General features: G+C 69.3%; 21 protein-coding genes and 1 CRISPR repeat array. Of the genes, 13 read left to right on the top strand and 8 right to left on the bottom strand.

All coding sequences use genetic code 11. The annotated features are described in order from the left end of the window. The coding region (locus MJ777_RS17255; RefSeq protein ID WP_239377145.1) for an alkaline phosphatase at positions 1 to 1066 on the top strand (1066 nt) is incomplete at its 5' end. A 6-nt stretch (positions 1067 to 1072) separates the two neighbouring features. Here MJ777_RS17255 and MJ777_RS17260 read toward each other — a convergent pair. Both MJ777_RS17260 and MJ777_RS17265 read right to left on the bottom strand, forming a co-directional pair. Beyond that, positions 1073 to 2029: a diacylglycerol kinase family protein gene (locus MJ777_RS17260; RefSeq protein ID WP_239345760.1), complete on the bottom strand. Its 957-nt coding sequence runs from the start codon at positions 2027 to 2029 to the stop codon at positions 1073 to 1075. Between the two features lie 129 nt (positions 2030 to 2158). Continuing rightward, complete coding sequence (locus tag MJ777_RS17265) at positions 2159 to 2779, bottom strand: DUF6758 family protein (RefSeq protein WP_239377146.1); 621 nt, start codon at positions 2777 to 2779, stop codon at positions 2159 to 2161. 256 nt (positions 2780 to 3035) lie between these two features. Here MJ777_RS17265 and MJ777_RS17270 point away from each other — a divergent pair, with 256 nt between their 5' ends. Further along, entirely contained in the window at positions 3036 to 4478 is a 1443-nt protein-coding gene (locus MJ777_RS17270) for an aldehyde dehydrogenase family protein (RefSeq protein ID WP_239377147.1), read from the top strand. Between the two features lie 53 nt (positions 4479 to 4531). Here MJ777_RS17270 and MJ777_RS17275 read toward each other — a convergent pair whose 3' ends face one another. The 4 genes from MJ777_RS17275 to MJ777_RS22775 form a co-directional block, all read right to left on the bottom strand. Beyond that, positions 4532 to 4996, bottom strand: a complete 465-nt coding sequence (locus tag MJ777_RS17275; RefSeq protein ID WP_239311110.1) for a pyridoxamine 5'-phosphate oxidase family protein — start codon at positions 4994 to 4996, stop codon at positions 4532 to 4534. Positions 4997 to 5334: 338 nt separating this feature from the next. Next, on the bottom strand, positions 5335 to 6066 hold the full coding sequence (fabG, locus tag MJ777_RS17280) for a 3-oxoacyl-ACP reductase FabG (protein WP_239311105.1): 732 nt from the start codon (positions 6064 to 6066) through the stop codon (positions 5335 to 5337). Between the two features lie 183 nt (positions 6067 to 6249). Further along, positions 6250 to 7026, bottom strand: a complete 777-nt coding sequence (cas6, locus tag MJ777_RS17285) for a CRISPR system precrRNA processing endoribonuclease RAMP protein Cas6 (protein ID WP_239377148.1) — start codon at positions 7024 to 7026, stop codon at positions 6250 to 6252. Positions 7027 to 7261: 235 nt separating this feature from the next. Continuing rightward, the gene (locus MJ777_RS22775) at positions 7262 to 7387 is read right to left on the bottom strand and encodes a hypothetical protein (protein WP_255724107.1); all 126 of its coding nucleotides are present in this window, start codon (positions 7385 to 7387) and stop codon (positions 7262 to 7264) included. Positions 7388 to 7418: 31 nt separating this feature from the next. On the opposite strand from MJ777_RS22775, the gene MJ777_RS17290 reads away from it, so the two are divergent. After that, the gene (locus MJ777_RS17290; protein WP_239377149.1) at positions 7419 to 7988 is read left to right on the top strand and encodes an NUDIX hydrolase; all 570 of its coding nucleotides are present in this window, start codon (positions 7419 to 7421) and stop codon (positions 7986 to 7988) included. 66 nt (positions 7989 to 8054) lie between these two features. Here MJ777_RS17290 and MJ777_RS17295 read toward each other — a convergent pair whose 3' ends face one another. Continuing rightward, on the bottom strand, positions 8055 to 8372 hold the full coding sequence (locus MJ777_RS17295) for a reverse transcriptase domain-containing protein (protein ID WP_239377150.1): 318 nt from the start codon (positions 8370 to 8372) through the stop codon (positions 8055 to 8057). Between the two features lie 522 nt (positions 8373 to 8894). Next, a CRISPR array of direct repeats spans positions 8895 to 9365; the repeat unit is 37 nt; unit sequence CTCGCTAACCCCAGCCCGATCATGAGGGCATTGAAAC. Positions 9366 to 9845: 480 nt separating this feature from the next. Here MJ777_RS17295 and MJ777_RS17300 point away from each other — a divergent pair. Next, entirely contained in the window at positions 9846 to 10277 is a 432-nt protein-coding gene (locus MJ777_RS17300; protein WP_239377151.1) for a helix-turn-helix domain-containing protein, read from the top strand. After that, positions 10278 to 10832, top strand: coding sequence for a PIN domain-containing protein (locus MJ777_RS17305; protein WP_239377152.1), 555 nt, complete (start codon positions 10278 to 10280; stop codon positions 10830 to 10832). Positions 10833 to 10839: 7 nt separating this feature from the next. Here MJ777_RS17305 and MJ777_RS17310 read toward each other — a convergent pair whose 3' ends face one another. Beyond that, positions 10840 to 11052: a hypothetical protein gene (locus tag MJ777_RS17310; RefSeq protein ID WP_239377153.1), complete on the bottom strand. Its 213-nt coding sequence runs from the start codon at positions 11050 to 11052 to the stop codon at positions 10840 to 10842. A gap of 880 nt (positions 11053 to 11932) precedes the next feature. Here MJ777_RS17310 and cas10 point away from each other — a divergent pair. The 8 genes from cas10 to MJ777_RS17350 are packed head-to-tail and all read left to right on the top strand — an operon-like array spanning position 11933 to position 21284. Continuing rightward, positions 11933 to 13942, top strand: coding sequence for a type III-B CRISPR-associated protein Cas10/Cmr2 (cas10, locus tag MJ777_RS17315; protein ID WP_239377154.1), 2010 nt, complete (start codon positions 11933 to 11935; stop codon positions 13940 to 13942). Further along, positions 13939 to 15270, top strand: a complete 1332-nt coding sequence (locus MJ777_RS17320; protein WP_239377155.1) for a type III-B CRISPR module-associated Cmr3 family protein — start codon at positions 13939 to 13941, stop codon at positions 15268 to 15270. Before cas10 ends, MJ777_RS17320 begins: the two co-directional genes overlap by 4 nt. Beyond that, positions 15270 to 16289, top strand: coding sequence for a type III-B CRISPR module RAMP protein Cmr4 (gene cmr4 / locus MJ777_RS17325; RefSeq protein WP_239377156.1), 1020 nt, complete (start codon positions 15270 to 15272; stop codon positions 16287 to 16289). The genes MJ777_RS17320 and cmr4 overlap by 1 nt, the downstream gene beginning before the upstream one ends. After that, entirely contained in the window at positions 16276 to 16677 is a 402-nt protein-coding gene (cmr5, locus tag MJ777_RS17330; protein WP_239377157.1) for a type III-B CRISPR module-associated protein Cmr5, read from the top strand. Before cmr4 ends, cmr5 begins: the two co-directional genes overlap by 14 nt. Then, a complete protein-coding gene (gene cmr6 / locus MJ777_RS17335; RefSeq protein ID WP_239377158.1) occupies positions 16674 to 17681 on the top strand; it encodes a type III-B CRISPR module RAMP protein Cmr6 in 1008 nt (335 codons plus the stop codon). The genes cmr5 and cmr6 overlap by 4 nt, the downstream gene beginning before the upstream one ends. Beyond that, complete coding sequence (locus tag MJ777_RS17340) at positions 17678 to 18571, top strand: hypothetical protein (protein ID WP_239377159.1); 894 nt, start codon at positions 17678 to 17680, stop codon at positions 18569 to 18571. Before cmr6 ends, MJ777_RS17340 begins: the two co-directional genes overlap by 4 nt. Further along, positions 18568 to 20022, top strand: coding sequence for a hypothetical protein (locus tag MJ777_RS17345; RefSeq protein ID WP_239377160.1), 1455 nt, complete (start codon positions 18568 to 18570; stop codon positions 20020 to 20022). Before MJ777_RS17340 ends, MJ777_RS17345 begins: the two co-directional genes overlap by 4 nt. Before the next feature lie 23 nt (positions 20023 to 20045). Then, positions 20046 to 21284 (top strand): RAMP superfamily CRISPR-associated protein, encoded by a 1239-nt coding sequence (locus MJ777_RS17350; protein ID WP_239377161.1) that lies wholly within the window; start codon positions 20046 to 20048, stop codon positions 21282 to 21284. The last annotated feature ends 363 nt before the right edge of the window (positions 21285 to 21647 follow it).

The following is a 21647-nucleotide window of genomic DNA, read 5'->3' on the forward strand; positions in this document are numbered from 1 at the left end:
CCACGTCGGTGACTACATCTATGAGTACGACCCGAAGAGCAGGTTCCCAGACCGTCGCCACACCACCCCGGCCAGGCCTGGGCTCGACCAGCTCCAGACTCTCGACGACTACCGGGCGCGTTACGCCCAGTACAAGGCTGATCCGCAGCTGCAGGCCGCGCACGCGGCCGCGGCATGGGTGGTCACCTGGGACGACCACGAAACCGAGAACAACTACGCCGGCCTCACCGACGAGTCGGGCGACACCGGTGACAGGCACCAGGATCCGGCGGCCTTCGCGCGCCAGCGGGCCGCCGCCTACCAGGCCTACCACGAGCACATGCCGATCCGGGCCAGCTATCAGCCCGGATCGCCCGACCTGCGGCTCTACCGCCGGTTCGCCTTCGGCGATCTACTCACCCTCAACGTGATGGACACCCGCCAGTACCGGACGCCGCAGCCCGGCCGCAGCCCGAACGACATCGGCCCGGCCGCTCTGGGGGAGCACAACACGACCGGGACCATGGCCGGCGCTGAGCAGGAGAAATGGCTGATCGACGGGTTGGCCGCGTCGCGTGCCCGGTGGAACGTGATCGCTCAGCAGACGATGATGGCCCAGCTGCACGCCCAGCTCACCCCGGGCAGCGGCGAGGTGTTCGCGAACCTCGACCAAAACGACGGCTACGTGCCCTACCGGACCCGGCTGCTGTCGGCGGTGCGGGACACCGGGGTGGCCAACCCGGTGGTGCTGTCGGGGGACATCCACTGCGCCTGGGTGAACGACCTGCGGGTCGACTTCGACCGCCCAGAGACACCGGTCGTCGGCACCGAGTTCGTCGCCACGTCCATCAGCTCGGGGTTCTTCCTGCCCAGCGAGGAGTTCGTCCGGGCGAACAACCGGCTGCTCAACCCGCACGTGCGGTACTTCCGCGGGGATCGGCGCGGGTACACCCGCATCCGGGTCTCCCCCCGGCAGTGCGCCGCCGACATGCGCGTTGCCGAGAGCATCGACCGCCGGGACGCCCCGGTCAGCACCGACGCCACCTGGGTGGTTGAGGCCGGGCGACCCGGTGCCCAGCAGGCCTGACGGCGATCACGACGGCGTTCGGGGCGGTTGTCCCGCGTACCGTCCGGCGGGAGCGAGGTAACGCAGCGCACCGGGACGTACAACGATTTCCGCGGGCAGCTCCGCGACTGGGTCGCCGTCGGCGTAGAGCTGGAACGGGCGGTCGGCGTCCACCCGGACCCGCGTCGCCTGCCGCGTCTGGACGTGCGGGGAGTCCACGTGCCGGCCGGAGAACACCTTCGGGAAGGTGGCGAGGAAAGCGGCCTTGCCGCACCGCGACAGCAGCACGACGTCGAGCAGGCCGTCGTCGGGTTTCGCCAGGGGCGCGAGGTGCATGCCGCCGCCGTAGTAGGCCGAGTTCGCCACCGCCACCGTCCAGCCGGTGACCTCGCGCGCCGCGCCGCCGTCGATCTCCACGGTGAACCGGGCGGGCCGCCAGGTGGCTGCCGCGCGTAACGCGCCGTAGGCGTAGACCTGCTGGCCCCGGATGAACCGGGCGCGATTGGCGATCACCTGGACGTCCGAGTCGAAACCGACGCTGGCGATGCCGAGGTAGGCACGGCCGTTGGCCTCGGCCAGGTCGATCCGCCGTTCGGTGCCGCTGGCCAGGGCGGTGGCGGCGATCACCGGTTGCCTGGCCGCGCCCATCCCGCGCAGGAAGTCGTTGCCGCGCCCGCCAGGCAGCACCGCGAGCAGTCCGCCGAGGCGCGCCACCGTCTCGGCGACCCGGCCGGCAAGACCGTCCCCGCCGAGCGCGACCGCGACCCGCCCGTCCGCCACCGCGTCCTCGGCCAACTCCGCGGCGTGGTCGATGTCCCTGGTCAGTTCGGTCCGCACGTCGCGGGCCCAGCGTTTCAGCGCCGCGGCGACGTCCGGCAGCACACGGGCGCCGCGTCCACCGCCAGCGTGCGGGTTGACGATGAGCAGCAGCCGGCGGCAGTCCACCTCGACCGCTGCCGGAACGGTTTCCAGAGGCTGTGCCATGGCTGTCCGGCCCTTCTCGCATCCGCCGCGGCCCTGCTACGTCCACCGGTACTGCTCGGGTCCGTGCTGGTGGCGAGAGCCGAGCTTACGAGACATCTCGGATGCGCCCGCGCCGCCTCGGCGTGCCGCTCACAGATGAGTGCTGTCGGCACCGAACGGCAGGCATGAGGTGATCATCTGGGCGTTCCGCAGGTCCTGGACGACGAGATGCTCCAGCAGCAGCGTTGCGGCATCCGCCGGCCAGAGCACCACCCACAGCCATACCCCGCAGGCCTCACCCACGAAGGCGGCCCGGTCGGGCGGGCAGACGACCGGCCACAGCGCGGTCGGGTGCCCAGCGGCCTCGATCTTCTCCTCGGGCCTGTCGCCGATGCGCTCGGGATCGGTACCTGGCAGCCCGGCAAGCCGGGCGCCGAGGCCGATCCCCGGCTCCTCGGCGATGATCACAAGTTCCGCCGGCCCGCCGAGCGGGGAGGGGCCGCCCGCGGCAAACGCGGTCGCCCGCGGTCCGGTGCGGTCGTCACCAGCCCAGGAGACGCCGCTGGCGAACCAGTGGACCGGCATCGGCCAGGGGACCCATATCGGCACCTTGGCAGCGTGCGCGAGGAAGAGCAGCACCTGCTCCCGGGAGGACACCGCCACTCGGTAGGGGCTGACATCCCCATGTTCGTCACAGCGCCACTGGCTGTTCCACAGGTCGGGCGGATGCACCGTCCGCAGGCAGCGGGGACACGCAGGCGGGCTCGTCACCGGGCCGCTCCCCGGTGATGCGCGCCGCTGCCTGACAGTTCCACCGATCCGATGACTTCCCTCCGGTCATGTGCGGCAAACCTGCTCCGGGCAGACCTCACGAGCCGTGGCAAGACGGGCATCAGGGAGTTTCCCCCCGGGCGTGCCGGTGTCCGTCGGGGTATGCCGGGGTATGCCGGGGCCGGACCTTCAGGACTGTCGCGCGTGGCGTCACCCGTGTCAGGCTCTTGTGCACGAAAGTGGAGCAGTGGCTTCCATGAGCAAGGCCGAGCCGTTCTGGGTGGCGGGCCGCCCGGTAACGGGTTCGGCGACCTTTCAGGTCCGTCACCCGTGGGACGATCGTCTGATCGCCACGGTCGCGCGGCCGGATCCGGCGCAGGTGGACGCGGCCGTGGCCGCCGCCAGCGCGGCCATGCCGGCCATGTCGGCCATGTCGGCCCACGGCCGGGCCGCGGCCCTCGCCCACGTCGCGGGCCGGATCGCCGAACGCGGTGAGGAGCTGGCCGCGCTCATCACCGCCGAGAGCGGCAAGCCGCTGACCTGGGCCCGGGTCGAGGTCGCGCGGGCATCCTCGACGTTTCGCTGGGGCGCGGAGGAAGCCCGGCGCTGGTCGGGGCAGCTCCAACGGCTCGACACCGACCCGGCGGGGGCGGGCCGGGCCGCGGTGGTCCGGCGTTTTCCTCGTGGCCCGGTGCTGGGGATCACGCCGTTCAACTTCCCGCTGAACCTGGTCGCGCACAAGGTCGCACCGGCGTTGGCGGTCGGTGCGCCCATCATCGTCAAGCCCGCGCCGAAGACGCCGTTGTCGTCCCTGCTGCTGGGTGAGCTGCTCGCCGAGACAGACCTGCCCGAAGGTGCGTGGTCGGTGCTGACCGTGTCGAACGAGGCTATGCCCGAACTGGTCGCGGACGCCCGGCTACCGGTCGTGTCCTTCACCGGCTCGGCCCCCGTGGGCTGGTCGATCAGGGACGCGGTGCCGCGCAAGCACGTCGTCCTCGAGCTGGGCGGTAACGCGGCGGTGCTGGTGGCGGCGGACTGGTCCGCCGCCGCGGACCTGCGCTGGGCGGCCGGGCGGATCGCGACGTTCTCGAACTACCAGGCCGGCCAGTCCTGCATAGCCGTGCAGCGGGTGTACGCGGAGCGCGACGTGTACGAGGAGCTGTTGGCCGAGGTGAGCGTCGCGGTTGCCCGGCTGCGCACCGGCGACCCGGGCAACGAGGCGACCGAGGTGGGGCCTTTGATCGACCTGGCCGCGGCCGAACGGGTCGAGCGATGGATCAACGAGGCCGTCGAGGCGGGTGCGACGGTGGTCGTCGGCGGCGAGCGGGACGGCACCACGGTCGCGCCGGCTGTGCTGCGGGGTGTTCCGCCGGACGCCCGCCTGGCGCGGGAGGAGGTGTTCGGACCGGTCCTCGTCATCGAACCGGTCGACGGGCTGGACGAAGGCCTGGCCCGGATCAACGACAGCCCGTACGGCCTGCAGGCGGGGGTGTTCACCCGGGACGTGCGGGTGGCCTTCCGCGCGCACCGGGAACTCGACGTCGGCGGTGTGATCATCGGGGATGTTCCCTCCTACCGGGCCGACCAGATGCCCTACGGCGGTACCAAGGGGTCGGGGACGGGCCGGGAGGGCGTGCGGGCGGCCATGGAGGATCTCACCGTCGAGCGTGTGATGGTCCTGACCGGCATCGATCTGTAGGCCGGCATCGACAGGTGGGCCGGCATCGACAGGTGGGCCGTAGCGGGCGGATGTCAGGCCGGCAGTTTGCGGAAGTCCCAGCTTGTGATCTTGCTTGGAGTGATCCGTAGCCAGGCATGCCGGCCGTCGTGGGCCATCGTGTCGCGGCCGGTGTACTTGCCGGCGAACAGCCGCTCGGGCCCGGCGAGTTCCGGATCGGGCGCGCCCGTGCGCGGGACGTCCCCGACCGGCTCGGCTGTTCCCTTGATCTCGACGCCCCGGAGTTCCTGGTACTGCTCGCCGGCATCCACGACCACGGCGACCCGCGGATCGCGGCCGATGTCGGTCCAGCGCTGGCTGCGGACGACGGAGTTCAGCCACAGGGACGCGCCGTCCCAGACGAACCACAGCGCGGCCACATGCGGACCGTCACTACTGAGAGTAGCGACCCGGCAGGTTCGTTCCGTCGCGAGGAAAGCGTCGACCTCGGTGGGGGCCATCGCGATCGCCCGTCCGCGACGCTGCTCCCGAGCCGGCATGCTGGCACGCTCCATTCCGCATCAGCTGATCAGCTGTATCAGCTGGTTTCCTGTTGGCCTCGCCAGCCACCCGGCAGCGGTGTGATCCGGGCCATCGTGGCGTAGGGAAGCAGCCGCATGCCAGTGGTTACTGAGCGTCGCGGACGGATTCTCGTCGTCAGCCGGCTAAGAGCGCCCGGCAATAGGGGACGCGGCGTCGCGGGGCTGGGGCACGCACCTCGCCGTGTTGTCGTCAGTCGCCACCCAACACCTCCGGTGGCTCCCTCCTCCGCCTCGCGATCTACGCACCCCAGCCCCGCTCCTTGAACCACGCCCCTATTGCCGGGCGCTCTAAGCCGTCAGATGTGGCGCCCGCCGGAGATCTCCAGCACCGTCCCGGTGATGTAGCTCGAGAGCTCGCTGGCCAGGAACAGCGCGGCGCCGGCCACCTCGGCTGGTTCGCCCGCCCGTCCCAGCGGGATCTCGGTCAGCTTCGACTCCCAGACGTCCCGTGGCATCGCCTCGGTCATGGCGGTCCGGATCAGACCAGGCTGGATGGCGTTGACCCGCACCCCGCCCTTGGCCAGCTCCTTCGCGGCGGCCTTGGTGAGCCCGACGATGCCGGCCTTGGCCGCGCTGTAGTTGGTCTGGCCGAAGTTGCCGACCTTCCCGGAGATCGACGACATGTTGATGATCGAACCGCCGCCCTGTTCCTTCATGGCGAGACCGGCTGCCTTGGTGCCGAGCCACGCGCCGAACAGGTGGATATCGATCACGAGCCGGAAGTCGTCGGCGGACATCTTCTTCATGCTGGCGTCGCGGGTGATGCCGGCGTTGTTGACCATGATGTCGATCCGCCCGTACTCCCGCTGGCAGGCCTCGACGAGCGCCTGGACGTCGTCCTCCCTGGTGACATCCGTGCGGACGGCGATCGCCGGCCCCAGTTCCTTCGCGGCCTCGGCGGCTTTCTCGACGTTGATGTCGGCGAGCACCACCCTGGCGCCGTTGGCGACGAAGAGCTGGGCGATGGCGAGCCCCAGGCCCTGCGCGCCACCGGTGATGACAGCCGCCTTGTCCTCGAGCAGTCCCACGGGTGTTCCCTTCCCCACGCGTCCGGGCGCGCCGACGGCGCGCATCTCATCGGCTCCGCCGCAGCTCAGGCGGGTCCTTCTCAGCAGTAATACCGCGCCCGGCCGGTCGCGGGCGCGTGATCGCGCCCGGCGCGGATGCTGGCGGGACGGCTACGGCTCATCCGGCGGGGCGGTCGGGCGGCGTCACTTCCCGATTTGTCTGTTCCTGATGTCGACAGCTCCGAAGCCGTGCGTGGTCTGCGCACCGACCCCGGCGATCGCCGCGAACCGCATGAGCGCGCCGAACACTTCGGCCGCGGCCGCCGACGCCGTCTTCAACAGGCGTAGCTCGGCCTCGCCCACGAAACCGACCTGGCGGATCTGTTCGGTAACCGGAACCTGCTCGCTCGCGCCGGACACCGCGTCCAGGAACACCGAGCCGACCAGCTCACGGGCGGCGCTGTCATCGATCGTCAGGGTGTCCGGGGCGTGGGCGTTCCACCGGGCGAGCAGTGAGCGCACGATCAGCACCGGTTCGGGCAGCGGCAGGTCCCGGCCGTTGCGGGAGAAGAAGGTGGGGGTGAGCATCCGCAGCCGGACCCGCCGGGCTGGCCCGGCTGACGCCAGCCGCGCGAACGGCCAGAGGTCCGTGTCGAAGCCCATGACCGACTGTTCGCACGGCCCGAAACGAACCGTCCGCGGCGGCCAGGCCGGTGGCGGGTCACCGTGGCCGAGCCAGCCGAGCCGCCACAGCGTCATCGTGGGGGAGCCGTCCAGCTTTCCCGCTTTTCCCGGATGGGCCGTTTTTTCCGGGTTGGCTGAGCCGGGCGACGGTACGAGCGGGCCGACCGCGAACGGCTTGGTGTCAGCGTGATGGTCGGAGTCGGGAGTTTCGAAAAGCCGGGCGGCGGCACCGAGCAGATGACGCGGTAATGGCGGGCGCGGCGGTGTCGTGAATTTCAGCGTCAGCGAAGCCGGCATCGCATCCCCCTACATGGGCCCTGAACCCCGATGCTCACAGTAGCCGAGCCCGGTCCACCACCAGTGGTTCCCTCGACCGGTTCGATGCGCGGACCGACGCGCTGACGGACGCATACCTCGACCTTCACGGCGGCATCGACTGGGATGGCCAGGCCCAGGAGAGCAAGGCCCGCACCGACGCCTGCTGACTGGGCACCGTCCGCCGGCGGACGCTTGGAACACGGATCCCTCGTGGCTATCGGACGATCCAGTAGTCGGCGTCCGGGCCGAGATACTTGCCGGGATCAGGATGCTCACCCGTGGCGACCTCACCCAGGCATCCACGAGGTTCCCGCAACCGACCGCGCCGCGATCGCGGCAATCTGGCTCTCCTACGTCAACAGGTGATCGACATGGCTATCACGGCAGACCACATCCGCACCACCCTGACTGTCTACCTCGACGCACACCCCGAGGAAAAGCCCGACCTCGTACCCGTCTTCGACCTCCTGGACACCGGCAGCGACATCACCTCCCGCAAGGAGTTCCGCGGCCATGCCACCGTCGGCGCGGCGATCGTCAACACCGACGGACGCATCCTGCACATTCACCACCGAGCGCTCAACAGCTGGCTCCTACCCGGCGGCCACCTCGAAAGCCAGGACACCTCGCTGCTGGAAGCAGCCCTGCGCGAACTCGCTGAGGAGACCGGTATCCCCGCAGATGCCGTCACATCGGTCGGTGACCAGCCGATCCACATCGACGTCCACCCAATCCCCGCCAACGACGCCAAGAGCGAGCCGGAGCACCGGCACGTCGACTTCCGATTCCTCTTCCGCACCACCGCTGACGTGCGCCAACTCCAGACCGACGAGGTCACCGCCGCCTCCTGGCGTGGAATCGACACCCTCAAAGCGACGTTGCGGCAGCGCATTGCCGCGGCCCTGCCTGACACCCGCTCGACCGCCCTGCCTGGGTGTTGACCCCATGACGGCCCTTTCTCGTGGACAGTGGCCTTCAGGTCCGCTGTCCACGGAACCGGGACCGCTTCAACCCACCAGGTGGATGACCCGTTCGTCGTCGACCACCTCGCGCAGCCGGCGCAGCACCTCCCACTGCGGGATGGACGGGAAACAGTCCTCGATGTCCGACCGGGCGACCCAGCTCATTCCGCTGTCGCGGGCCTCCGCCAAGGCGGCGAGGGCGTCCTTGGCGCCGAGCCCACGGCGGTAGGCGAAGCTCCACGGCATCAGCAGCGGATCGATCACCGGGTCCAGCACCCGCAGCAGCGCCCGCTCGACGACTCTGTCGATCAGGCAGGGCACGCCAAGGATGCGGACACCGCCGGACGGCTTCGGGATCTCCACTTTGCGTACCGGGGACGCCAGCCATTTCGCCATCCGCGAGTGCCGTACCGAGTTCGTCGAGGTTACGGGCTGCGTTGGCTTCGAACGCGGCTACCTCGGTATCGGGATGTCCGTCGGCTAGGGCGGCGTCGCGGACCTCCGCCCAGGCGTCCAGCAGTGCCTGCGAGGTGAACGCCCGCGCGTACAGCTGACCCATCCAACGCCCTTCCGTCCACCGATGATGCGTACCGTAGCCAATGGTGTCGGATGTTTGTCACGTCGCACATGGTGTGACCGATCAGAGATCGTGACTCGGAGGTGGCGGTCGCGTGATGGATCAGGCCGGCCTGGCTGCGATCGGTACAGATCGTTTTCCCGGGTCCTCCTTTTGTCATGATCCTCGACGGATCTGTTTGTGCAGCTCAAGGCATATGTCGATCTATTTTGGCGCTTGGATTTCGATCTTTATCAAGATCCTCTGGGATGGGTGCTCGCAACGGGGTACCATCGTTGCAGCTCAGCGGGGGTCCCAAGGGGGGTGCCCTCGCTAACCCCAGCCCGATCATGAGGGCATTGAAACACTACCCATTAAGGGCCTCCTAGGCAGGGTGGGTCTCGCTAACCCCAGCCCGATCATGAGGGCATTGAAACTAGCCTGCTTCACCGCGCGCCGAAAGGCGCGAACACCTCGCTAACCCCAGCCCGATCATGAGGGCATTGAAACGCCGGTGAAGGCGATCAGAGCGCTGATAAACATTGCGCTCGCTAACCCCAGCCCGATCATGAGGGCATTGAAACGTTGGACCTTAATCATCATCTGACCCTGCACTCCCCTTGCTAACCCCAGCCCGATCATGAGGGCATTGAAACCAGCGCGTCGTTCAGGTTCGTGCCGCCCTCCGGTACTTGCTAACCCCAGCCCGATCATGAGGGCATTGAAACATCTCGCTCGCGAGCGCGAACTCGCTCTTGTAGGTCTTGCTAACCCCAGCCCGATCATGAGGACATGCTCTGAGAGCGTGTTTGAGATCGGGCTTTCGATCAGCGAGCCGCGTCCAGGCGCCCCCTGGCAAGACGGAAGGCCGAAGCGATACCGGATGAGTTGTATCGGTTTGGCCGACAACGCAGCCAGGGGCCGCCTGGACGCGGTGAGCCGGAATGACGATCTCAAACACGCTCTGACGGATTGCGGAGGCGTAAGGCGTAATTCTCGTGTCGTCGAGCGGGTCGCCGGAGGCGGCTCGTGAGCTGGTCGCTCTGAGCCACCGCCGAAGCGGCTGTGGCCCTGAGTCCGTCGGCAGGTTCACGGCGCAAGTCTCTGCCTGCGGCTGTGGCTGCTGGTCGTCCGTACCCGCGCTACACGCAGGGCGACCCTTGTCGGATGAGCGAGGTCACGGGTGAGCGACGCGTCTGCCCGTTGCGTCTGCTTCGTTTGTTGCGGATACTGCGGGGAGGGAGGTTCTTGCCGTGGTCGCACCTTTGATCAGGACTCCGATGCCGGACAGTGCCGATGTCTCCGTCGCTGATGCCGCGTTGGAGCGTGTCCGGACGTACCTTGTGCAACATCCTGATGGCCCGAAACGGGTACGGCTCTCCGTGGAGGACGACGGCGCCGAGCTTGTTGTCCCACGTACGGTGGTCGAGCTCTTGGCGCAGATTCTCGCCCATATGGCCGCTGGGATCGGCGTGTCGATCGTACCGTCGCACGCGGAGCTGACAACTCAACAGGCGGCAGATTTGCTCAACGTGTCCCGCCCGTATCTGATCGGGCTCCTGGAAGCCGGTGACATCGGATACCGGCGGGTGGGTAAGCATAGACGAGTGCAGATGTCGTCCTTGCTGGACTACCTGCGAAATGACGATCTGCGCCAGCGTGAGGCGGCGGATGAACTTACTGCGCTGAATCAGAGCATGGGCTTGATCTGAGTGTCGTTCGTCGTTGTCTATGACGCCAGCGTTCTCTATCCGAGCGTGCTGCGCGATCTTCTGATTCGGATCGCGCAGCAGGGCTTGGTGCAGGGACGCTGGACGGGTGAGATCCTGGACGAGGTGTTCGAGAGCCTGCAACGGAATCGTCCCGATCTCGACCCGGTCGCCCTCAAGCGGACCCGCGAGTTGATGGTGGCAGCGGTCCGCGGCTGTCTGATCGTAGGGTATGAGCCGCTGATCCCCGCCTTGGAACTACCGGACCCCGATGACCGCCACGTGCTCGCAGCCGCCATCCGCGCTCGCGCTCAGGTGCTGGTCACCGCGAACCTCCGAGACTTTCCCGTCCAGGCACTGGCGCGCTGGGACATTGAGCCGAAAGGTCCTGACGCGTTCGTTCTCGATCAGATCAGCCTTCACGCGAAAGCTGTATGGGGCTGCGTCCAGAAGATCGCCGATTCGTGGCGAAGCCCGCCTGGAACGCTCGAAGACGTCCTTGTACGTCTGGAATGCTCTGGTCTTGTCGAGTCCGCGGCACGACTGCGCGCCACCTGATTCGGCATCACCACCGGCGGGATTTCAGGGGCACCGGGGAGGCCTGCCATTCGCCGGCCGCGAGTGCGATACCGAGTTCGTCGAGGTTACGGGCGGCGTTGGCTTCGAACGCGGCTACCTCGGCGTCGGGTCGTCCGTCGGCGAGGGCGCTGTCGCGGACCTCCGCCCAGGCGTCCAGCAGGGCTTGCGAGGTGAACGCCCGTGCGTACAGCACACCCATCCGACGCCCTCCCGTCCGTGGATGATGCGTACGGTAGCTGGTGGGTGGGGTGGTTTGTCACGTCGCATGCGGTGTGGCGGTCGGGAGTCCTGCTCCCGGTTTGGCGGGCCGCGTAGTCGATCAGTTTGGTATGACAGTGATCGGTACAGATCGTTGTGTCGGATCCTGTTTTTGCCATGATCCTCGACGTGCTTATTTGTGCAGCTCGCAGCAGATGTTGATCTATGCGAACGCTCGTGTTGCGATCTCCATCAAGATCTTCTGGGGTAGGTCCTCGCGATCGGGTAGCATCGTCGCAGCTCAGAGGGGGTCCCTGGAGGGCGCCCTTGCTAACCCCAGCCCGATCATGAGGGCATTGAAACCGCCTGGTTCCAATCGGTGGCGGTCCGAAGGCCAGTTGTGTGACTGTGCGTGATTGGGTGCTGGGTGGGGCCCGGTCGGTGGATGTTTTTCGCTGGCAAGATCGGCGGGTGTTTGTTGGTGGGTACGCTTATCCGGCTGAAAACCGTGCATACCAACAAACACGTCGAGATCATGGATCGTGTGGCGGTTACGGATCGGATCCGTGCTGGGTGACCGACTCTGGGCTCGGCGGATCCGGCCTCGGGAAAGCCGGCCCGATCATGAGGGCCCGTTGAGCACGTCTTCCGGAATCTCGATACGGCCGGAGGTCAGGCGTCTGCCCGGGTGGTGACGCTGGATCGGAAGCCGGGCTGCGCGGACTTTCTGTAAGCAAGGTCCTACCCGCCGCGGTGGCCCCTGGGCGGTGGTGCTAGCGTTCCCATCACTTCGATGATCGAATATCGAAGTTCGTACGGGGATCACTGTTTGCGCAGAGATCATTTTTTGTATGGAAAGCTGCCGGCCGGACGGGGGGTCCATGGCGGACGGATACGTCATGTTGACGTTGGGTGGGGTCCAGGAGTTCATCGCGGCTTCCCGGCGCACAGCCGACCTGTGGACGGCGAGCAGGCTGATGTCCCGGTTGTGCCAGGTTGCCGTACGAGGGGTGACGGACGGCAACGGTGAGCCGGTGCTCCCGGCCGTCGCGGACGTCCCGGACGGGCTACCGAACCGGATCTTCGCGGTGGTTCCCGCCGGAGGCGCGAGAAGGCTCGCGGAGCGCGTGGCGAGGGACGTCCACGCGGAGTGGGATGCCTTGCGCACGGTGACCTTCACGAGTGTTGATGACGAGACGCGCACGAGTCTTGACACCTTCCCGGTCGTGCGGTGGGTCGTCTGGGAACAGGTCCGGGAAGCGGTCCGGGAACCAGCCGGCGTGGCTTCCCCAGCGGTCGTGGAGCCGCGTCCAGAGCCTGGGGGCGTTGCCTATGAACAGGGGTGGCGGGTGCTCTCGGCCGCGAGCCAGGCCCGCAGGCGGGTCCGTGACTTCAAGCCGTACGCCGGGCAGGGCGCCCAGCCCTGCTCGCTGTGCGGGAGCAGGGAAGGCATCGCGGGGCGAGGTGCTGCGAGGGATGGTGGCGCGGCGGCTGCCCCGGCCATTCCCGGCCGGCTGAGGCTTGCTCCGGGTGAGCGCCTGTGCCCGGTCTGCGCGGTCAAGCGCGACCCGGACGTCACTGAACGCCTCGCGGGGGAACGCGCGGTGTTCCCGTCCACGGCCTCTGTCGCGACCGCGCCCTTTCGCGTCCGCATAGTCAGGGCACTGGCTGGCGGGAATACCAGCGGCCCGCTGGCGCAGGCGGTACGCAGGCATCGCGGCGCGGTGCACGGTGTCACCGCCACGCTGCGCACGGCCGGCGCCGGACTTTCTGGCAGTCTTGAACGCCCTGGCGCGCTCCCGACGCTTGAGGCGCAGGTTCGGCTGCTCGGCGACGGCGCCCTTACCGGCTGGTCCCGCCTGGAGGGCTCCTGGTGCCTGGCCGACACCTGGCAACCGGAGTCCCTCCTGCGCGAGAACGGGCTGGCGCTGCCGGCCGGCGATCCGCGTCACGACGAGGTTGTGCGTGCCTGCGCCGAGGGACGCCAGGCCTGCACCGAGCTGCTCAAGGCGTTCGCCAGCACACCCGGCACGGGCGCGGGCACCGGCCCCGACGCTGGCGCTGGCGCTGGCGCTGAAGCGGGCCTCCGGGGTGACACAGGCCGTCCGCCGGCCAGCTATCTGGCGTTGATCGTCCAGGATGCCGACAGCATGGGCCGAGCACTCTCGCATGCGCGGATGCCCACGGGCAGGGACATGCGGGACTGGCACGGCCAGGTCTCCAAGGCGCTCGTGGCGATCGCCGGAGCGCAGGTCAAGGCGCTCGAGGACGAGCACGGCCGGGCGGTCTACGCGGGTGGCGACGACCTGCTGGGGCTCGTCCCCGCCGTGAGTGCGCTGCGGGTCGCGGGCCGATGCCGGGAACTGTTCCACACCGGCGCACAGGGCCTGCTGACCCGGCCGTCCGTGTCGACCGCGGTCGTGTTCTTCCACATCAGTTATCCGTTGCAGGATGCGCTCGGCCGTGCCCGGGACGCCCTGAAAGCGGCCAAACAGCGCCCGGGGAAGGCAAGCCTCGCGCTGGTGGTGCTGCGCCGGGGCGGCGAGCGGGCCGCGACCGTCCTGCCGTGGCGGGGGCGCGGTGGCCGCGATCCGGCGGCGTCGCTGATCGGCCTGGTCGAGGCCTTTCGCGGTGGTCTGTCGCCGCGGCTCATCCACGACATGTACGACGAACGGTACGGGATCGCCGAGCTCGCGGGATCGGGCCTTGACTACGGTGCCGAGGTCAGCCGTCTGGTCACCCGGCACAGCGCGGTGGAGAGCCGGGCCACGGAGTTCACCGGACGGGTGCGTGAGGTCGAACCGGCCACGAGCCGCCTCTCCGCCGACGACATGATCGTCTGGGTCGACACGCTGGAGATCGCCAGGTTCGTTGCCCAGGAGGGACGATGAGCGCAGGGAGGATGAGCGCGGCGCCGCCCGAGCCCGCGGCAACGCCCGCCGACCAGCCCGGGGAGACCGGCGGCGAAGCGTCGGCATGGGTGTTGTTCCACCCACTGGACGTGGTGACGTTCCGGGATGGCCGTCCCTTCACGACCGGGATGACCGCGACCGCGCACACGACCCTGCCACGGCCGACGTCGACCGGCGGGGCACTGCGCACCGTCTTCGGCGCCAATCCACTGCGGATCACCGGGCCGGTACTCGTCCGTACGGGTGGCCCCAGAACGTCGGTGCTGCTGCCCGCGCCAGCCGATCTCGTCGTTGACGACGGTGTGCCGCGCCGCCTGCGCCTGCGCCTGCGGGAGCATCCCGGCGAGGATGGCGACGCCGACCTGTTCCTGCCGGCAGGAGTCGAATCGGATCTTTCTTTTCCTGATGGGCGGCCAGCCGGGCCGAGCTTGCTGACAGGCGTGGGGGAACCCACCGGCGCCTACCTGTCCGGTGAAGCGCTCGCCGGCTACCTCAGCGGCGATCCGTCCCGCGCGTTGGAGCATCTTGCGCCATCCGATGCCGGGGCATCCGGCTCCGCCGGGAGATCGAGGTCCCAGGCACGCTCGTCGGGGCCGCTGGTACGGGAAAGCCGTCTCGGTATCGCCCGCCACCCCCGCTCGTCCCGGGACGGCACCGGGCGTACGACCGTATCCGGTTTTCTCTACCAGGCTGATTTCTGGCGTCCGGCCGAGACCGGAGCCGCGGGTTCGTCCGGCAGCGCGGGCGTCGCGTTCGGCTGCCGGGTGTGGTTCACAGACGCTGTACCAGAACCGGTGGAGACGGTCGTGCGGCTGGGCGGTGAAGCCCGGCAGGCGGCGGTGACGGTCGTCACCGCAGGTATGGGGCTGCCGGCGCTGCCGGCGGCTCCGGCGGATTTCCCGGGTGGCCGGGTGCTGCTCTACCTGGCCACGCCCGCGGTTTTCCGGGATGGCTGGCTGCCCGAGATCCCGGCTGGCGCGACGCTTCGCGCTGCCTGCACGTCGGCGCCCGAGGTGATCGCCGGAATCGACGGAGACAGCCAGCGAGTCCGGCCGTTGCGCTGGGCGGTCGCGGCGGGCAGCGTCTACTTCCTGGAATTCGACGATCCGGCCGAGGCGGCCTTGTTCGCGGCGAAGACGCACGGCGCATGCCTGCCTCAGGCGGAGGACGGGATACCTCCGAAAGACCGAGCTCAGCTGATGGGCCGGGCTCATGCGAAAGACCGGATACACCCCAAGGACTGGATTCGCCCGAAGGACTGGATGCGCACGGCCGGTTTCGGCCTGTGCCTGGTTGGGAGATGGTGATGGGCGGCTGCGCCCTGCTTTATTGTTACGCGGAAAGCGCCGTCCACGCGGGTGGGTCGGACAGCGTCGGTGTGATCGACCTGCCGATTCAGCGGGAGGCGACGACGCGCTTACCGACGATCTGGGGGCAGAGCGCCAAAGGCGCGCTGCGTGACCACGCGCGGGAGGACGGAAAGAACTGGCCGGACGTGGAGAAGGTGTTCGGCTCGGCCCCGCCGGGCACCTCCGGCGCGGGTACCGACCCGCCGAAGCCGGGCTGGCTCGCGGTCGGGGACCTGCGGCTGGTCGCCTTCCCCGTACCGACGCTGCGTAACACCTTCGCCTGGGTCACCAGCCCGCTGCTGCTCGCGCGCCAGACAAGGATGGCGGAGCTCGCCGGGCTGGGTGGCCTTCCGGCCATCCCGACAGTGAACGCTGGCGAGGTGGTGCCGGCCGCGTCGTTCTGGGCCGAGCCGGGCGCCCGGCTCGCGGTCGGCGAGTACGACATGGCCGCCACACCAGTGGCGGATGCTGTGACGGCGTGGGCGGGCTGGCTCGCCGACAACGCCCTGCCAGCGGCATCGGACGGCGGTGGCCGGCCGAGTCCGTCCGATCCTTTCTCCTTCTTCCGTACCAAGCTGCGTACCGATCTGCTGCTGGTCAGCGACGACGACCTGGCCGCACTCACCGAGGAGCACGTCGAGCTGCTGCCCCGAGTCCAGCTCGCGGCGGAGGCCAAGACGGTCAAGCACGGCCCCTGGTACACCGAGTACCTGCCCGCTGAGACGATCATGTGTTCGCTGTTGCGGGACTGCCTGCCGGCCACCTCCCCGGCCGAGCCTGACCGGATGGCGGGCCTGCGGGCACGTCTGGACGGGGAACTGCTGATCGCGGGTGGTGACGAGACGCTGGGCAAGGGCCTGCTGTGGCTTCGCTGGCGCGGTCCCGACAGCAGGCCCGCCAGCGGCCCCGACAGCGGAGATCACGGCGGAGATCACGGCGCGGACGGCAGCGGGGGGATGTCTGATGGCCCGGCGTGACCAGAAGCTGGCGGTCGTCTCCTGGCAGCTCGTCGGCGGGGTTGCGGATCCAGCCCGACCGCACTTCCGTAGCCGGGCGATGAACCTCGGTCCGATGCTGGTCGGTTCCGGTCTCGCGGCGACCGCGGCCTTCCACGAGGCCAAGGCCGGGCCTGGCCAGTCCGCCAAGCCGCTGAACCAGGCGTACCGGGTCCTGGTCGACGCCCTCGCCAACCATGTGCTCGGCAGGTCCGACGCGAACGGCAGGGCCTTGGTCCTGGATGTCGGGACGATGGACATCGCCGACTACCGCCGGGCGTCGGCGGACGCCCGGGCGTTCGCGCTGTGGGTCCGCCGCGCCGCCGAGGCGTTGATCCCACCGGCCGCCCAGGACGAGGCGCGGTCGTGACCCGCCTTGCCGGCCCGCTCGGCAACGTCGTCACCTACTCACCGGCGGGCAACGAGACGCCGGGTTTCATATTGATCACAAGTGGTGGCGGGAAGCCCGTCATGGCGAGTGCGAAGACAGCCACCGCGAACGGCGGGCTGCTGTTGCGTCGTGCGATCTGGGAGGAGATCGCGCCGACCCAGCGGGAGGCGGCCGAGCGGGCGCTGCGGGAGGCGACCGCGCGCGCCCTCGACCCGTCCGGTCGATTGCTGGAGGCGGCTCGGCTCCGCCGGGCAGCCGCTGTCGCCCGCTTGGCCGGGCGGGGCCGCATCGTGCGGGCGCTGCGGGTCCGGCCGGTATGGCGGGTGGTCATCGGTCTCGGTGAGCAGACGCCTGCGGAGATCGGCATGAGCGTGCACGGCACCTACGGGGTTCCGGTCCTGCCTGGCTCGGCGCTCAAGGGCGCGGCTCGGGCCTGCGCGCGGGAGGACTACCCCGAGTCTTACGGGGATTACGGCCGGATCGTGTTCGGGAAGGAACCGGGTGAGGCCCGCCGGGCGGGCGAGGAGACCGGTACCGATGAGGACGCTGGCGAGAGCACCGGCGACGAGGTGCTCGCGGACGGGCGGTTCATGTTTCTCGACGCCCTGCCGGAGCTGCCGGCCAAGGCCGCCGGCACCGGGGTCGAGATCGACATTATGAACCCGCACGTCCCGGAGTACTACGGAGATCCCGCGGCCGCCGCACCCGCCGAGTACCAGCAGCCGGTGCCCGTGGCTTTCTACACGGTGACCTCCGCGGTCACCTTCACCATTTACCTGGTCGGTCGAGGGCACGACCCGGACCTGCCCGAGCTCGCCGCTTCCGACGATGAAGACGGCCCGGTCGCGTGGCTGTCGACGGCGCTGCGGGACCGGGGCCTCGGCGCCAAGACAAACGCCGGCTACGGCTATTTTTCCGTCGAGATCGCTGACACCGCCGAGACAGCTGCCGCCGGACCAGCCCGTCCGAAGGACCGACGATGACCGTTCACCTGTTGCCGTGCGGCACATCCGTACTGGCGAACCTGCTGCCGCCCCGGTCGGTCACCTCGCTGAGCCGGGATGATGTCGGCACGATGACGGCATGGGCAGGCCGGGAACTCACGGCGGGCGCGCTCGACCGGCCCGAGACCTGGGTGGAGTCCTTTCACACCGAGGTCGGCCCGTATCTGGAGCCGATTGTGCGTTGCCCACATCCGGTAAGGCTCAGTGCTGAGATCGCAAGCCTGCACAGCTACCGGGCAGCCATATCCGATGACCGAGTGGTTCTGCTGGCGTCCGACACGGCGGAGGGCATGCTTGCCGCCCTGTTGAACGCCGCCCGGTTCCGCCGGCCCGTGCGGGTGCACGCCCGGCCGGTCCTCGACGGCACCGCCGATGGAGTGTTGCTCCGCGCGGAGGCCGCCGGGGAACCGGTGCACATCCTGCGCATCCCGCGATTGCTGCCGGACAAGACGGAGACGTTCACCGAGGCCATGGAGAACGTGGCGAAGGCGCTGGTCTGGTCCGCGCTGCTCCACCGCCCACCGAGAGCGGAGCTTGCGCTTCACCTGTCGGGAGGATACAAGGCGACGCTGCCGTACCTGGTTGCGTTCGCGGAGTACCTCAACGGCGAACGTCCACCGGTGCGGGCATTCTGCCTGCACGAGGGGGGCGCGGAGAATCCGGACCCCGGCCTGGTGGAAATCTACCTGCGGGCCATCAGGACCAAAACGGACATGGCGGAGCTTGCCGCCGCCGAGGCGGGTTGCCTGCCAACAGATACCGAGCAGCTGCTCGGCTTCGCCTACCGGAACGTCCACGCTCGCGCCGAGCTCACTCCGCTCGGCTGGGGTCTCGCGGCGATGCGTCCCTATCTGGCGGGTACGGTGTGACCACACTCGCCCAGCTGCTCGAGGACGGGCTGCCCGCTGGGATGATCGCGGATGCCTCCGCCTGGACGGCCAAGGCCGACGATTTCCCCCGGCCTGCCGGTGGGGGCCACACCAGCGGAGTCCGCTTCACCGCTGGCGGGGTCAGCGTCAGCCTGCCCGAGATAGACGAACGCTGGGGCGACCCGGCTGATGCGGCCACGGCCGTGTGCACGCTGGCCGAACAGGTACGCGGCAGGGAACCCGGGATTCTGACGAGGAGTTTCCCCGCGCTTGCCGTCGAGCTCGTCCGGGGCGGGCCGCGACCGCGGTTTCCCGCCGAGCGGGGCTGGCTGGTTGCTGTCCGGCTTGCCGAGGCCGTCCGTATCGTCCTGGAGGATGCGGCGACCGCGGGGGATGTCACCGCGGCACGTGTGCTGCCGTTGGTCCACCGCACGCGCTTCCTGCTCCTGTGGGCGCCGCGTCGGTTTCCCGCTGTGTCGTTTCCGGTCTCGCAGGCGCTCGGGTCCCCGGACGCGCTCGTCCCGCGCGCCGAACAGGCCCGCCTGGACTGGGCGCTCGACCTTGTCAACCACGAGGAGCACCTGCGGTCGCTGTCCTGGCAACCAGGATTTCTGGAGCGGGAACTGCGGCGGCTGGTCTTTGTGGATCACGTCGGCGCAGGCCGGCGGGAGCCGCTTCCCGCACCGCTTCCCGCGAACATGATGCCGCAGGCGGCAAGCCCGGATCCCGACCCGGGCTTCCGAGCCTGGCTGGCCCGGGAGGCTTTCCTGCCCCGGTTCATGCTGGGGCACACCTGGCGGGTGTTGCGCCCAGCGGTGGGACGCGGCCCGTTCGCGGTCCTCGCGCTGATGGCGATGCTGTTGCTGACGCCCGCGGTGGTGTCGGCGTCGGCGTTCGATGGGCACGTCGTCGGCGTCCTGCGCGGTGTGGCAGGGCTGACCGGGGCCACCTATCTTGTGGTGCTCCTGCTCACCATGCGATGCCCGGAGATGACGAGCCTGTGGTGCCTTCGGCTACCGGCTGGCGCGGCGCTCGGCATGGTCGCGTTGATCTCGCGGAGTGACAAGTGGGCGCAGACGGGTGGCCGGGCGGCCCCGCTCATCGCCGCCGCCGCACTGCTCGCTGCCGCCGCCGGTTACCTGGCGTTCGAGGCGCAGGCACACGGGGTTCCCTACGGGCGGGTACTCGCCGGGCGGGTACTGGCGGTGGTCGGGCTCGGCTTCGCGCACGCGGTCGGGGTGGCATCGCTGGTGCTGGCCGTGATCGTGCCGGCGGTGGGGCCGGACCTCGCGGAGACGCTCGCCGGGCCGAGCGCCACCCCACCGGCCGAACTGCTCACGCTTGCCGCCTCGGTCGGGCTCGCCGCGGGGGTGCTCCTGCAGATGCTGTGGGACGACCGTCCCGTCACCTATCCGCTCACCCATCTGCCGTGGAGAGGCCGGACCCGCTGATGACGCCCTGGATTCCCGTCGGTGTGACGGTTACGACCCCGATGTTCCTCGCTCCTGGTCCGGGTGCGCGCTCGGAGCTGCGGATGCCGGGGATTCGCGGGGCGGCGCGGTTCTGGTTCCGGGCGCTGGCCGCTCCCGTCTTCGCCAACGACTACGCCGCGCTGGCGCGGGCCGAAGCCGAGGTGTTCGGTGCGGCCGGCGGTCAGTACGGCGATGTGTGTATCGGCCCTTCTCCGGTCGCCCTCCGCCTGGTGCGGCCGCCAGCGCTCGACCCGCCGCTGTCGCGGGCCGAGCTGCGCTCACCCCGCTGGCTTCGGCTGCCACCCATAGGCGAACGCCGCACCCACGGCATCGGCTATCTGCTCGGCCAGGGCCTGTACCTGCCGCCGTCGTCGGGGGAGGGCCGGGAACATCCCGAGCTCGCCCGGCCCGACCACATCCCCGCCGGAGCGACCGGAACGTTCGACGTGCGGATCGGTGTACGCGGCGACGCGGTCTTCGCCGGCTACATCCGCGAGGTTGCCGGGATCTCGCTGTGGGCGTTGGCGACCTTCGGGGGGCTCGGCGCGCGGGTCCGGCGCGGCTTCGGCGGAGTCACCTTCGCCGGACTCGACCAGCTGTGCGCAAAGATCGGCGAAAGCGCGGAGCCGTCCCGGGAGCACCCCGCCATCCTGCGCCTGCACGAACTCGTCGCCGAGCGCCATGGCCGCCCGCTCCCGCGCCGGAGCAGCCCGCGGCAGCTCGGTACGAGCGTCGCGTGGCCGGCCGCCCCGACCTGGGCGCGCTGGCACATCCGCCAGTCGGGGCAGACCGGTTCGTGGCCACAGCTGCTCCACCATGCCGGAGCCAAGCTGCGGGAGTTCCGCGCGCCTGTGGAGCGCGGGCCGGAGTTCAGCTCGTTCAAAAGGTGGGTGACACGCGAGTACACCGATGCCGTCGTGCCCACCCTGAAAGGTGATCGTCCCGCCAGCCGCGATTTCGAGATCGGTTCCTTCGGCCTGCCGGTCGTCTTCGGCAAGGACGCCGAGGCCAAACTCAGGCGGGGGAAGGATGAGCTGCGGCGGGCGTCCCCGCTGTGGATACGCGTCCAGCAGGACCCCGACGGCCGTTGCCGGCTGCTCTACCACGTCTTCGAGGCGACGATAGGCCCGGCCGGCGCCACCCTCGACCTGGAGACCAGGCGACGCCCACCCGAGCGGCTGGATCTTGACGAGACCATGGCCTACCGCACCATCGCCGACTTCCTCGCGACCGCACCGTGAGGTCCGGACGTAAAGGTGCGCTCAGGATCCACAGCCACAGCCACAGCCACGGATGCCTTCGGCGGAGGCAGCCGCACTCAGTCAAGCGGTCATGAACATGACCGGTACAGGCTCGGGCCGCGACCCGCGTTTTTGCCGTGATCCCCGACGGGTCTGTTTGCGCAGCTCGGACCATATGTCGATCTTTCATGCCGACCAAATATCGATCTCCATCAAGATCCCCGACGTTCGGTCCCCGCAACGGGGTACCATCGTCCCAGCTCAGCGCCCCTCCCAAGGGGGGTGCCCCCGCTAACCCCAGCCCGATCATGAGGGCATTGAAACGACTTGCAGTCGGTGCAGATAGGCCGCTCCGACAACCCG

Origin of the sequence: Protofrankia sp. Cj5, assembly GCF_917627405.1 — a bacterium.
Lineage (GTDB): Bacteria > Actinomycetota > Actinomycetes > Frankiales > Frankiaceae > Protofrankia.